Source organism: Streptomyces sp. NEAU-sy36 (genome assembly GCF_013423905.1).
GTDB classification, from domain to species: Bacteria; Actinomycetota; Actinomycetes; order Streptomycetales; family Streptomycetaceae; genus Streptomyces; species Streptomyces misionensis.
Genome location: NZ_CP058977.1, coordinates 1727953 through 1740411, shown reverse-complemented (window position 1 = coordinate 1740411; position 12459 = coordinate 1727953). Strand labels below are relative to the sequence as shown.

13 protein-coding genes and 1 pseudogene are annotated in these 12459 nt (G+C 74.8%); 7 read left to right on the top strand and 7 right to left on the bottom strand.

Going from position 1 to position 12459, the window contains the following annotated elements:
* The first annotated feature begins 5 nt into the window (after nucleotides 1–5).
* From HZZ00_RS07900 to HZZ00_RS39170, 7 genes are read left to right on the top strand one after another with little or no spacing between them, the layout of a single operon-like run.
* A complete protein-coding gene (locus tag HZZ00_RS07900) occupies nucleotides 6–1100 on the top strand; it encodes an ADP-ribosylglycohydrolase family protein (protein WP_180333421.1) in 1095 nt (364 codons plus the stop codon).
* 7 nt (nucleotides 1101–1107) lie between these two features.
* A complete protein-coding gene (locus HZZ00_RS07895) occupies nucleotides 1108–2307 on the top strand; it encodes an ADP-ribosylglycohydrolase family protein (RefSeq protein WP_180331532.1) in 1200 nt (399 codons plus the stop codon).
* Nucleotides 2295–3656, top strand: coding sequence for an ADP-ribosylglycohydrolase family protein (locus HZZ00_RS07890; protein ID WP_180331531.1), 1362 nt, complete (start codon nucleotides 2295–2297; stop codon nucleotides 3654–3656). The genes HZZ00_RS07895 and HZZ00_RS07890 overlap by 13 nt, the downstream gene beginning before the upstream one ends.
* Nucleotides 3653–4546, top strand: coding sequence for a ribokinase (locus tag HZZ00_RS07885; RefSeq protein ID WP_180331530.1), 894 nt, complete (start codon nucleotides 3653–3655; stop codon nucleotides 4544–4546). The genes HZZ00_RS07890 and HZZ00_RS07885 overlap by 4 nt, the downstream gene beginning before the upstream one ends.
* Nucleotides 4543–5772 (top strand): CaiB/BaiF CoA-transferase family protein, encoded by a 1230-nt coding sequence (locus tag HZZ00_RS07880; protein WP_180331529.1) that lies wholly within the window; start codon nucleotides 4543–4545, stop codon nucleotides 5770–5772. Before HZZ00_RS07885 ends, HZZ00_RS07880 begins: the two co-directional genes overlap by 4 nt.
* The gene (locus HZZ00_RS07875) at nucleotides 5769–6578 is read left to right on the top strand and encodes a CoA ester lyase (protein WP_180331528.1); all 810 of its coding nucleotides are present in this window, start codon (nucleotides 5769–5771) and stop codon (nucleotides 6576–6578) included. The genes HZZ00_RS07880 and HZZ00_RS07875 overlap by 4 nt, the downstream gene beginning before the upstream one ends.
* A 52-nt stretch (nucleotides 6579–6630) precedes the next feature.
* Nucleotides 6631–6897: a pentapeptide repeat-containing protein gene (locus HZZ00_RS39170; protein WP_374028546.1), complete on the top strand. Its 267-nt coding sequence runs from the start codon at nucleotides 6631–6633 to the stop codon at nucleotides 6895–6897.
* Nucleotides 6898–6935: 38 nt separating this feature from the next.
* Here HZZ00_RS39170 and lgt read toward each other — a convergent pair.
* The 7 genes and pseudogenes from lgt to HZZ00_RS07845 all read right to left on the bottom strand — a co-directional run.
* A pseudogene (lgt, locus tag HZZ00_RS07870) lies at nucleotides 6936–7652 on the bottom strand (prolipoprotein diacylglyceryl transferase); the annotation flags it as partial.
* Between the two features lie 82 nt (nucleotides 7653–7734).
* A complete protein-coding gene (locus HZZ00_RS07865) occupies nucleotides 7735–8511 on the bottom strand; it encodes a thioredoxin domain-containing protein (RefSeq protein WP_180331526.1) in 777 nt (258 codons plus the stop codon).
* Nucleotides 8512–8609: 98 nt separating this feature from the next.
* Complete coding sequence (gene trpA, locus HZZ00_RS07860) at nucleotides 8610–9428, bottom strand: tryptophan synthase subunit alpha (protein WP_180331525.1); 819 nt, start codon at nucleotides 9426–9428, stop codon at nucleotides 8610–8612.
* Nucleotides 9425–10708, bottom strand: a complete 1284-nt coding sequence (gene trpB, locus HZZ00_RS07855) for a tryptophan synthase subunit beta (RefSeq protein ID WP_074992048.1) — start codon at nucleotides 10706–10708, stop codon at nucleotides 9425–9427. Before trpB ends, trpA begins: the two co-directional genes overlap by 4 nt.
* Before the next feature lie 71 nt (nucleotides 10709–10779).
* Nucleotides 10780–11016: a tryptophan biosynthesis modulator TrpM gene (gene trpM / locus HZZ00_RS39165; RefSeq protein ID WP_374028519.1), complete on the bottom strand. Its 237-nt coding sequence runs from the start codon at nucleotides 11014–11016 to the stop codon at nucleotides 10780–10782.
* Between the two features lie 21 nt (nucleotides 11017–11037).
* Entirely contained in the window at nucleotides 11038–11847 is an 810-nt protein-coding gene (trpC, locus tag HZZ00_RS07850) for an indole-3-glycerol phosphate synthase TrpC (RefSeq protein ID WP_180331524.1), read from the bottom strand.
* Between the two features lie 137 nt (nucleotides 11848–11984).
* Entirely contained in the window at nucleotides 11985–12380 is a 396-nt protein-coding gene (locus HZZ00_RS07845) for a DUF2752 domain-containing protein (protein WP_257585929.1), read from the bottom strand.
* Nucleotides 12381–12459: the final 79 nt, after the last annotated feature.

The following is a 12459-nucleotide window of genomic DNA, read 5'->3' as shown; positions in this document are numbered from 1 at the left end:
AGGGGATGCTGCTGGGGCTCGCCGCGGGTGACGCCGCCGGCTGGCCCGCCGCCCGGCACCGCGCCGCCCGCATGCCCGAGTGGACCCGCCGTCTCACCCGGGAGCTGGACACCTTCGCGGAACAGAACGCGACCACCACCCTCCCGGTGCCGATCGCCCTGAACCAGCCGCCCGGCCCGCTCCGCCTCGGCCCCTCCGACGACGCCGAATGGGCGGCCTTCGCCGCGGAGGCGGTCCTGCGGGCCGGCACCGACGACGCCCTCGGCGACCTCAGCCGGGACCGCCGGATGCGCGCCGCCATCGACCTCACCTGGACCGCCGTCGCCTGCGAGGTCGCCGCCGCCGCGGACCGCGCGCCGGAGATCGAGTCCGCCGTGCTCCCGCTGCGCGCCCGGATCTCGGTGCGGGCCGGTCTCGGCAACCTCGCCACCGGCCTGCGCCCGCCCGCCACCGGTCACGACAACCCGCACTACTTCGACGACGCGGCCTGCGTCCGCGCCTGCGCCCTGGCGGTGGCCCACCCCGGCGATCCCGAACGCGCCGCCGCCCTCGCCGAGTTCGACGCCCGCTACACCCAGGACGGCGACGGTGTGCACGGCGCCCGGGCCATGGCGGCCGCCGTGGCGCTCGCCCTGGCCGGCGCGGACCCCGGCGCCTGCGTCACGGCCGCCCTCGCCGAACTCCCGCCCGACACCGAGATCGGCCGCAACGCCCGGCACGCGCTCGCCCTCGCCGAGGACGGCGCGCCCGCCTTCGCCCTCGTCCCCGTGCTGGAGCACCAGATCGTGGACCACGTCTACAGCTACGGCGTCGCGGCCGCCGAGACCGTCCCCGTAGCCCTGGCGCTGGCCATCGCCGCCCGCGGCCGGATCGCCGAGGCCGTACCCGCCGCCGCCTGTCTGTCCCGGGTCGCCGACTCGGCCCCCGCGCTCACGGGCGCCCTCACCGGCGCCCTCGGCGGCGGCGCGGCGATCCCGGAGACCTGGCGCGACGCCTGCCGCATCCTGCCGGGCTGTGCCCTGCCGAGGCTCACCGGCACCGACCTGGTGGAACTCGCCGGACTCCTGGAAGCCGCACAACCGGCCCGCCCAGGGGGATGATTCGGGCATGACGCCCATGCAACTCAAAGGCCCCGAAGAGGAGCGCGCCGGGCTCCGCTCGCCCGGTCTGGACGACCGGATCACCGGCGCCCTCGTCGGCGCCGCCGTCGGTGACGCCCTCGGCGGACCCGTCGAGGGGTACTCCCCCGAGCAGATCGCCGAACGGCACGGCGGCCGGGTGCGCGGCATCGTCGGCCCCTGGCACGGCGACGCCTGGCGGACCGCCCGCCCCTTGGCGCCCTACCACAAGGGCGACGGCCACGTCACGGACGACACCCTGATGACCCACGCGCTGATCCGGGTCTACGACCGGGTCCGGGACCACCTCGACGCCTACGCGCTGGCCGAGCACCTGGTGCCGGACCTGATGACCGAGCCCCGCTGGATCCCCGAACTGGAGGCGGAGGCACTGCCGCTGCACCGGCTGTTCCTCGCCGAGAAGTGGCTGGTGGCCCGGCTCGCCTACGGGCACGCGGACCCCCGGGAGGCGGGCGTCGGCAACATCGTCAACTGCGGTGCGGCGATGTACATGGCCCCCGTCGGCCTGGTCAACGCGGCCGACCCGCGGGCCGCGTACGCGGAGGCGCTGGACGTCGCCGGTGCCCACCAGTCGTCGTACGGCAGGGAGGCGGCCGGTGTCTTCGCCGCGGCCGTCGCCGCCGCCACCTCACCGGGCGCGACCCCGGACTCGGTGGTGGCCGCCTGCCTGGCGACGGCCAAGGACGGCACCCGGACGGCGATCGAAAAGGTCTGCGAAGTGGCCTGCGGATACGACGAGTTCGAACCGGCGCTCGGGCCGCTGCGCGCGGCCGTCGCCCCGTACGACACGGTCGGTCCGGACTACCGCGCTCCCTCCCTCGCCGCCCGCCGCCCCTCCCGGCTGCACTCCATCGAGGAACTGCCGGTCGCGCTCGGCATGTTGGTGGTCTGCGGCGGCGACTACCGGCAGGCGGTGCTCGGTTCGGTCAACTACGGCCGCGACTGCGACTCGATCGCCACGATGGCCGGGGCCCTCGCGGGCGCCCTCGGCTCCCCGGTGCCCGAGGACTGGGCGCGGGCCGTGGCGCAGGCGAGCCGCCTGGACCTGTGGCGGCCGGCACGCACCCTCGCCCGGGTCACCCGCGAGATCTTCGCCCGCGACGTCGAGCGGCGCCGCGCCCACGAACGGGCCTTCGCCGCCCTGGGAGGTACGCCGTGCTCCGACTGACCTGGGTCCAGCCCGAGGACCTGCTCGGCCACGAACTGCGCCAGGCCCGCCTGGACGGCCGGGAGCCGTCGCGGATCGAGGAGCGCTGGCGGGCGGCGGGCGGTCCGGACGCCCCGGAGCGCGCGGGCGCCTCCGCGCACCGTGTCTCCCGCTATCTGCGGCTGCTGGCCGAGGACCTGCTGGACGAACTGGCCGACCTGCCCAGCCGGCTGGCCGACGACGAGCCGACCGAGCTGGCCGCGATCCGGGCGGCGTGCCCCGACTGGCCCGCACCGCGGCCCGCCCCGTCGCCGGGACCGCTCGCGCTGGAGGCGTCCTGGCTGGGCCGGGCCATCGGCTGCCTGCTGGGCAAACCGGTGGAGAAGCTGCCCCTGGACGGTATCCGCGCCCTGGCCAGGGCGGCCGGGAACTGGCCGCTCAACGGCTACTTCACCGCCCGGGGCGTCCCCGGGGAGCTGCTCGCCGCCCACCCCTGGAACCGCCGCTCGGCCGCCACCTCCCTCGCCGAGAACATCGACGGCATGCCCGCGGACGACGACCTCGACTACCCCCTGCTCAACTTGCTGCTGCTCCAGCGCCACGGCAGGAACTTCACCACCGAGGACGTGGCCCGGCTGTGGCTCGAAGAGCTGCCGCCCGGCCGGACGTTCACCGCGGAACGCCTCGCCTACCGCAACCTGCTCACCGGCGTCGAACCACCGCACACCGCCCGGCACCGCAACCCGTTCCGGGAGTGGATCGGCGCCCTGATCCGCGCCGACGTGCACGGCTGGACCAACCCCGGCGACCCGGCCGGCGCCGCCGAACAGGCGTACCGGGACGCGGTGTTGACGCACACCGCCAACGGCGTCTACGCGGCCATGTTCACCGCCGCCACCCTCGCCACGGCCGCCACCGGCGAACACGACGTGCACGCCTGTCTGCGGGCGGGCCGGACGGTGGTCCCGCCCCGCTCGCGGCTGGCCGAGGCCATCGGGCACGCGCTGCGCCTCGCGGCCGCGCACGAGGACTTCGACGACGTGGTGGACGAACTCCACGCCCGCTACGCCCCCACCCACCACTGGGTGCACGCCATCCCCAACACCGCCCTGCTGGTCGCCGCACTCGCCCACGCCGGCGGCGACTTCACCGGCTCCGTGCGCCGCGCGGTGGCGGGCGGTCTGGACACCGACTCGGTCGGCGCGACGGCGGGCAGTGTCGCCGGGCTCCTCGCGGGCTCCCCCACCGCGCTCCCCGAGCACTGGCGGGTTCCGCTGAAGAACCGGCTCACCACCGGCGTCGCCGACTTCGACGGCAGCGGCTTCGACGCCCTGGCCCACCTCACGCACCTGGAGGCGATCCGCCCGTGACCCACATCGCCGTCCTCGGCAGCACCACCATGGACCTCGTCACCCGTGCCGCCAAGGCCCCGCAGCCCGGGGAGACCGTGACCGGCCGGGAGTTCCGCACGATCCCCGGCGGCAAGGGCGCGGGACAGGCGATCGCCGCCGCGCGGGCCGGGGCCACCGTGTCGATGATCGGCGCCGTCGGGACCGACGCGTTCGGGGCGCGGCTGCGGGAGACCCTCGAACACTCCGGTGTGGACACCGACTTCCTGCGCACGGTCGAGGGCCCGTCCGGCACCGCGCACATCGTGGTGGACGACGAGGGCGGCAGCTCGATCGTCGTCGTCCCGGGCGCGAACGGCACCGTCGACCACCTCTCGCCCGGCGACGAGGGGGTGATCGCCTCCGCCGACGCGCTGCTGCTCCAGCTGGAGATCCCCCTGGCGGCGGTGGTCGCGGGCGCCGAGGCCGCCCGCCGGCACGGGGTCCGGACCGTCCTGACGCCGTCGCCCGCCCGGCCGCTGCCACCCGAACTCCTCGCGGCCACCGACCTGTTGCTGCCCAACGCGGAGGAGGCGATCACCCTCACCGGACATCCCGACCCGCGGGCGGCCGCCACCGCGCTGCTGGAGGTGGTGCCGTGCGCGGTGGTCACGCTGGGCGCGACCGGCTGTCTGTACGTGACCCGCGACGCGGAGCCGCTGGTGGTGCCCGCGCCGCGGGTCGAGGCCGTGGACCCCACGGGCGCGGGCGACACCTTCGCCGGGGCCCTCGCGGTGGCCCTCGCCGAGGAGAAGCCCGTGCGCGAGGCCCTGTCCTGGGCCGCCGCCGCGGCCTCGCTGTCGGTCGAGCGGGCGGGGGCGTCCGCCTCGATGCCGTACCGCCCGGAGATCGACGCGCGGTTCACCTCATGAGCGGGGAGCCGACGCCCCCCGGGGACCCGGCGCTCCCCGGGGTCCCGGCGCTGGGCGGGCTGCGGGTCCTGGACCTGGCGACGCTCTTCGCCGGCCCCATGGCCGCGTCGCTGCTCGGCGACTTCGGCGCCGAGGTGATCAAGGTCGAGCATCCGCGGCGGCCGGACCCGTCCCGGGGGCACGGACCGGCCAAGGACGGGGTGGGCCTGTGGTGGAAGGTGCTCGGCCGCAACAAGCGCGCCATCACCCTCGACCTGTCCCGGCCGGGCGGCCGGGCGACGCTGCTGCGGCTCGCCGCCACCGCCGACGTGGTGATCGAGAACTTCCGCCCCGGCACCCTGGAGAGGTGGGGCCTGGGCTGGGACGCGCTGTCCGCGGCCAGCCCCCGGCTGGTGCTCGCCCGGGTCACCGCGTTCGGCCAGTTCGGGCCGTACGCGCACCGCCCCGGCTTCGGCACCCTGGCCGAGGCGATGAGCGGCTTCGCCGCGCTCACCGGGGAGCCGGAGGCGCCCCCGGTGCTGCCGCCCTTCGGACTCGCCGACTCGATCGCGGGCCTGACCACCGCGTACGGCGTGCTGACCGCGCTGGCCGCGCGCGAGCGCACCGGCGCCGGGCAGGTCGTGGACATGGCGATCATCGAGCCGATCCTGTCCGTGCTCGGCCCGCACCCCACCTGGTACGACCAGCTCGGCTACGTCCAGGAACGCACCGGCAACCGGTCGGCGAACAACGCCCCGCGCAACACGTACCGCACCGCCGACGGCACCTGGGTCGCCGTCTCCACCTCCGCGCAGTCGGTGGCGGAACGGGTGCTGCGCCTGGTGGGGCGCCCGGAGCTGACCGAGCAGCCGTGGTTCGCCACCGGCGCCGGCCGGGCCGCGCGCGCCGATGTGCTGGACGAGGCCGTCGGCACCTGGATCGCCGCCCGCACCCGCGCGGAGGTCCTGGCCGCGTTCGAGGCGGCACAGGCCGCGGTGGCCCCGGTGCAGGACGTCCGGGACGTGCTGGCGGACCCCCAGTACCGGGCCCTGGACACGGTGACCACCGTGCCGGACCCGGAGCTGGGCCCGCTGCGGTTGCAGAACGTGCTGTTCCGGCTGTCCGAGACCCCCGGCGCGATCCGCTGGGCCGGCCGGCCGCACGGCGCGGACACCGACGCGGTCCTCACCGAGCTGGGCCTCAGCCCGGACGAGATCGCCGCGCTGCGCGAGGAGGGCGCGCTGTGACCCTGCTGACCTGGCTGTACGTCCCCGGCGACCGGCCCCGGGTGATCGCCAAGGCGCTGTCCGCGGGCGCCGACGTGGTGGTGATCGACCTGGAGGACGCGGTGCCCCCCGACCGCAAGGAGTACGCGCGGGACGCCACGGCCGACCTCCTCACGGAGCCGCCGCCGGTGCCGGTGCACGTCCGCGTCAACGCCCTGGGCACCCCGTGGGCCAGCGCCGACCTCGCAGCGCTGGCCGGACTGCGGGGCCCGTCCGCGCTCCGGCTGCCGAAGGTGACGGCCCCGGCCGAGGTACGCCAGGTCGCCGCCCGCACTCCGCTCCCCCTCCACGCGCTGCTGGAGTCGGCCCTCGCCATCGAGCACGCGTACGCCATCGCCCGCGCGCACCCGGCCCTGCGGGGCATCTCCCTGGGCGAGACCGACCTCCGGGCCGACCTGGGGATGCGGGCGGACGCGGGGCTGGACTGGCCGCGCTCCCGCGTGGTCGTCGCGGCCCGCGCCGCGGGGCTGCCGCCACCGCCCCAGACGGTCCACCCCGACATCCGCGATCTGGAGGGGCTGGCCGCCTCCTGCGCCCACGGCCGCGCCCTGGGCTTCCTCGGCCGCGCCGCGATCCACCCCCGCCAGCTGCCGGTGATCGAGCGCGCCTATCTGCCCACCCCGGCGGAGGTCGAGCACGCCGAGACGGTTCTCAAGGCCGCCACCGCACAGGAGGGCGCCCAGGCCCTGCCCGACGGCCGCTTCGTCGACGCGGCCGTGGTGGCCGAGGCCCGCCGCACGCTGTCCCTCGCCCGCAGAGGGAGCTGACGACGGCCCACACGGATCGAGGGCGCCCGGAAGAACCCTCCGGGCGCCCTCGATGCCGTGCCGCGTGTGTCAGCTCTGCTTCGTCGCCGACTCGGCTGCCCCGGCGGCCGTGCCCGGCTCGTCCGCCGGCTCGGCGGACTTCCCGGGTGCGACCTTCTCGGGGGCGGACCTCTCGGAGTCGGACTTCTCGGAGTCGGACTTCTCGGGGGCGGCGTCCGTCTCGTTGTCCGTGTCCCTGCCGTCCGCCGATGCCGTGACCGCGAGGGGCTCCACGATCTCCTCGCGGCCGGGACGGCGCTTCGCCGAGACGATCATGTAGGTGACCGCCAGCAGGAAGACGATCAGGGCGGTCCAGTCGTTGAGGCGCAGGCCGAGGATGTGGTGGGCGTCGTCCACCCGCATGTACTCGATCCAGCCCCGGCCCACGCAGTACGCGGCGACGTACAGCGCGAACGCCCGGCCATGGCCCAGCTTGAAGCGGCGGTCGGCCCAGATCACCAGGAACGCGACGCCGATGCACCACAGGGACTCGTAGAGGAACGTCGGGTGGTAGTACCCCGGCACCCGGCCGCCCTCGGAGGAGGTGATGTGCAGCGCCCAGGGGACATGGGTCTCCCGGCCGTACAGCTCCTGGTTGAACCAGTTGCCCCAGCGGCCCATGGCCTGCGCGAGGGCGATGCCGGGCGCGACGGCGTCGGCGTACGCGGGCATCGGGATGCCCCGGCGCCGCGCCCCGATCCAGGCGCCCAGCGCGCCCAGCGCGATCGCGCCCCAGATGCCCAGGCCGCCCTGCCACACCTTGAAGGCGTCCACCCAGTCACGGCCGGGGCTGAAGTACAGCTCGTAGTCCGTGATCACGTGGTACAGCCGGCCACCGACCAGACCGAACGGTACGGCCCACACCGCGATGTCGGCGACCGTGCCGGACTGCCCGCCGCGGGCGACCCAGCGCCTGTTGCCGAGCCAGACGGCGATGAAGACGCCGATGATGATGCAGAAGGCGTAGCCGCGCAGCGGGATGGGGCCGAGGTACAGCACCCCGCGCGACGGGCTGGGAATGTAGGCAAGTTCCATGGCAGGTCCGACGCTACCGTGCCAGGCCCCCGGGACACCAAGCCGCCTGGCCACGGGTGCGTAACGGGGGCGTGAGAATCGCTTACCCGCGGTCGGCCGCCTCGACCATCTGCTTGAGCTTGGCCGGTGTCATCGACTGGTCCTCGTAAATGTTCTTGCCGCCCAGCAGCACCGTGGGCGTGCCGGTGAAGCCGCCGCCCTGGAAGGCCTTCTGGGAGCGGTTCACCCAGCTGTCGTGCGTACCGCCGTTCACGCACGCGCGGTAGGCGGGCGTGTCCAGGCCGCTCACCTTGCCGGCCAGGGTGATCAGCTTGGCGTTGCTCGCGAAGGCGTCGTCGGTCTCCTTGGGCTGGTTCGCGTACAGCGTGTCGTGGTAGTCGCGGAACTTCCCGGCGTCCTGGGCGCAGGCGGCGGCGTTGGCCGCGCGCAGGGAGCCGGTGCCGCCGAGATTGCCGTCGATCAGCCGGACCAGGTGGTACTCGATCCTGAGCTTGCCCGCGTCGGTCAGTTCGTGGAGCGTGGGCCGGTACGCCGCCTCGAAGGCCTGGCAGGCGGGGCAGCGGAAGTCCTCCCAGATCGTGAGCGTGGATCTGGCGCCGTCCTTGCCGACCGGGATCGCGAGGCCGTCCTTGCCCTGGGCGCCGGAGGGCGCCACGACCGGCCCCGCGCTGCTGCTGCTCTTGTTCTTGCCCGAGTTCGCGGCGACCACGCCGATCACCGCCGCGAGGCCCAGGACGCAGACGACGGCGGCGCCCACGATCAGCGTGCGCCGCCGCTTCTCCGCGGCCTTCTGCTTCTCGCGCTCGACCGCCAGCCGCTCCCGGGCGGTGCGCTTTCCGTCACGGTTCTTCTCGCTCACACCCCCAGAACGAACCGGGGAGGCGCAGCGCGCCTCCCCGGCCCGAGGTCCACCCGTTCGAGTGACCGGAATGGGTCGTTACGGGAGGTCCCGTGCGGTTACGCCTGGCCGCGCACGCCCTTCGCCAGGTCGCCGGCGAGCTCCCGGACCGCCTCGATACCCGAGGCGTGGTCGGGGGCGTCCAGCATGCGCTTCACGAAGGCCGACCCCACGATCACGCCGTCCGCGAAGGCGCCGACCTCGGCGGCCTGCCGCGCGTTGGAGACGCCGAGGCCCACGCAGACGGCCAGCTCGGTACCGGTGGCGCGGGTGCGCTCCACCAGCTCCTGGGCCTGCGTGCCGACGGACTCGCGGGTGCCGGTGACGCCCATCAGCGAGGCCGCGTAGACGAACCCGCTGCCCGCCGCGGTGATCTCGGCGAGCCGCGCGTCCTTGCTGCTCGGCGCCACCACGAAGACCGTGGCCAGGCCGTGCTTGTCGGCGTGCTCGCGCCACAGCGCGGACTCCTGCACCGGCAGGTCGGGCAGGATGCAGCCCGCGCCGCCCGCCTCGGCCAGCTCGGCGGTGAACCGCTCGACACCGTAGCGGTCGATGGGGTTCCAGTACGTCATCACCAGCACGGGCTTGCCGGTGGCCGCGTGGGCCTCCCGGACGGTTCGCATCACGTCCGCGATCCTGACGCCGCCGCGCAGGGCGATGTCGTCGGCGGTCTGGATGACCGGGCCGTCCAGCACCGGGTCGCTGTGCGGCAGGCCCACCTCGACCACGTCGGCGCCGCCGTCGAAGACGGCCTTGATCGCCTCGATGCCGCCGTCCACGGTGGGGAACCCGGCCGGCAGGTACGCGATCAGCGCGGCCCGGCCCTCGGCCTTGGCGCCGGCGAGGGTGTCGGTCAACAGCCGGATGTTCCCGCTCACTTGGCGTCCCCCTCGATCTCGGCGGTGTCGGCGGCGTCCGCGGCCACCTCGGCGTCGGTGTCGTACAGCCCGAAGTAACGGGCCGCGGTGTCCATGTCCTTGTCGCCGCGGCCGGAGAGGTTGACGACGATCAGCCCGTCGGGGCCCAGTTCCCTGCCGACGTCGAGGGCGCCGGCGAGGGCGTGGGCGCTCTCGATGGCCGGGATGATGCCCTCGGTGCGCGACAGCAGGCGCAGCGCCCGCATGGCCGCGTCGTCGGTGATCGCGCGGTACTCGCCGCGCCCGGAGTCCTTGAGGTAGGAGTGCTCGGGCCCGATGCCGGGGTAGTCCAGACCGGCCGAGATCGAGTACGGCTCGGTGATCTGGCCCTCCTCGTCCTGCAGGACGTAGGAGCGGGAGCCGTGCAGGATGCCGGGCTCGCCCGCGGTCAGGGTCGCCGCGTGCTCTCCGGTCTCGATGCCGTGGCCCGCCGGTTCGCAGCCGATCAGGCGGACGTCCGCGTCGGGGATGAAGGCGTGGAAGAGGCCGATGGCGTTGGAGCCGCCGCCGACGCAGGCGACGGCCGCGTCCGGGAGGCGTCCCGCGCGCTCCAGGAGCTGGCGGCGGGCCTCGACGCCGATCACCCGGTGGAAGTCGCGGACCATGGCCGGGAAGGGGTGCGGCCCGGCGACCGTGCCGAACAGGTAGTGGGTGCTGTCGACGTTGGCGACCCAGTCGCGGAACGCCTCGTTGATGGCGTCCTTGAGGGTGCGGCTGCCGGACTTCACGGCGACCACCTCGGCGCCGAGCATCCGCATCCGGGCCACGTTCAGGGCCTGCCGGCGGGTGTCGATCTCGCCCATGTAGATGGTGCAGTCGAGGCCGAACAGGGCGCAGGCGGTGGCGGTGGCGACGCCGTGCTGACCGGCGCCGGTCTCGGCGATGACCCGGGTCTTGCCCATGCGCTTGGTGAGCAGCGCCTGGCCGAGCACGTTGTTGATCTTGTGCGAGCCCGTGTGGTTCAGGTCCTCGCGCTTGAGGAACACCCGGGCCCCACCGGCGTGTTCGGCGAACCGGGGCACCTCGGTCAGTGCGCTGGGCCGCCCGGTGTAGTTGACGAGCAGGTCGTCGAGCTCGCGCGCGAACTCGGGGTCGGCCTTCGCCTTGTCGTACTCGACGGCGACCTCGTCCACGGCGGCGACGAGGGCCTCCGGGATGAACTTGCCGCCGAACGCGCCGAAGTAGCCCTCGGCGCTGGGCACCTGCCCCTCCGGGTCGGGGAAGAAGTAGTTGCTGGGCATGCCAGTACCTCACGGTGAGTGTGTGCGGAAAAGACACTGTTCGCCGTGGGGGCGGAGCCGATGGGGTGACCTCAGGCCGTGTACGGCCGGTCGCGCTCGCGCGGCGAAGCCGCGGGAGCCGATCCTGCCCCGCGCCCCCGTGGGGCGCGCTGCCATCGGCGTCCGTTCACCTGCCCCGGCTCGTCACCGATGACGTACCGCACCCTGCGGCCGTGGACACGCCGGGCAGGGGCTCGGCAGCCCCTGGGGCGGCAGCCGCGCGCCAGGCGGGCGTACCGGTCCACGGTCGTCACGGTGGAGGAAGTCATCGGGGTCAGCCTAGCGGGTGATCAGTCCCGGCCGTGCCGGAGCGCGGGGTGTTCGCCCGCGGCGACCAGGTCGGAGACGGCGGTCTTCGGGTCACGGCCGGTGACCAGGGACTCGCCGACCAGGACCGCGTCGGCGCCGGCGTTGGCGTAGGCGATCAGGTCGTGCGGGCCGCGCACGCCGGACTCGGCGACCTTGACCAGGTGGTCCGGGATCTCCGGGGCGACCCGCTCGAAGGTGCCGCGGTCCACCTGGAGGGTCTTGAGGTTGCGCGCGTTGACGCCGATGACCTTGGCGCCCGCGGCCACGGCCCGCTCGACCTCGTCCTCGTCGTGCACCTCGACCAGCGGGGTGAGGCCGATGGACACGGCGCGCTCGATCAGCGACTCCAGGGCCGACTGCTCCAGGGCGGCCACGATCAGCAGCGCGAGGTCGGCACCGTAGGCGCGGGCCTCCCACAGCTGGTACGACGTGACGATGAAGTCCTTGCGCAGCACCGGGATGTCCACGCGGGCGCGGACGGCCTCCAGGTCGGCGAGGGAGCCGCCGAAGCGGCGCTGTTCGGTGAGGACGGAGATGACGGACGCGCCGCCCGCCTCGTAGTCCGCGGCGAGCCCGGCCGGGTCGGCGATCGCGGCCAGCGCGCCCTTGGAGGGGCTGGAGCGCTTGACCTCGCAGATGACCTTGACGCCGTCGCCCTTGAGCGCGGCCACCCCGTCCTTGGCGGCGGGGGCCTTGGCCGCGCGCTCCTTGAGCTCGTCGAGGCTGACGCGTGCCTGCCGCTCCGCGAGGTCGGCACGGACGCCGTCGATGATCTCGTCGAGCACACTCACGCGAGCGGCCCCCTTTCAGCGGGTCGGAATTCCTTCAGGTTGTGAAAACCCTCGGTCACTCGATGGTATCCGGAGCAGGGCGGAGCCCTCGCATCCGGTGGACGCCGGTTTCACGTCGTGGACACCCGAGCCGCCGGTCAGGGGTGCAGCCAGGCCCCGAACGGCAGGTTGCGAACGACGCTGAACACCAGCAGCAGCGCGGCGATCGACCACACCTGGACCGGCCGCAGGGCGATTCGGGGCGCGGGCCGGCCGCGCCAGGAGCGGACCGCCCAGACGAACCACAGCACCGCGAAGACGGCGTAGCCGGCGACGGCGGGCGCGTTGTCGTGCAGCGCGGCCGGCAGGTCCCCGTGCACGAACGCGTGCGCGCTGCGCAGTCCGCCGCAGCCGGGGCAGTACAGGCCGGTGAACCGGTAGAGCGGGCAGACCGGGTAGTGGCCGGGGTGGTCGGGGTCGACGGCCCCGACGTAGGCGAACGCGCCCGCCACCGCGGCGAACACCCCGGCGGGCACGGCCAGCCGCCGCCACAGGGGCGCGGCGGGTGCTCCCGGGCGCCCGGGCGCCGCCCACCGCGGCGCCGCGGCGTCCGCCCGGCTCCCGGGCACGCCC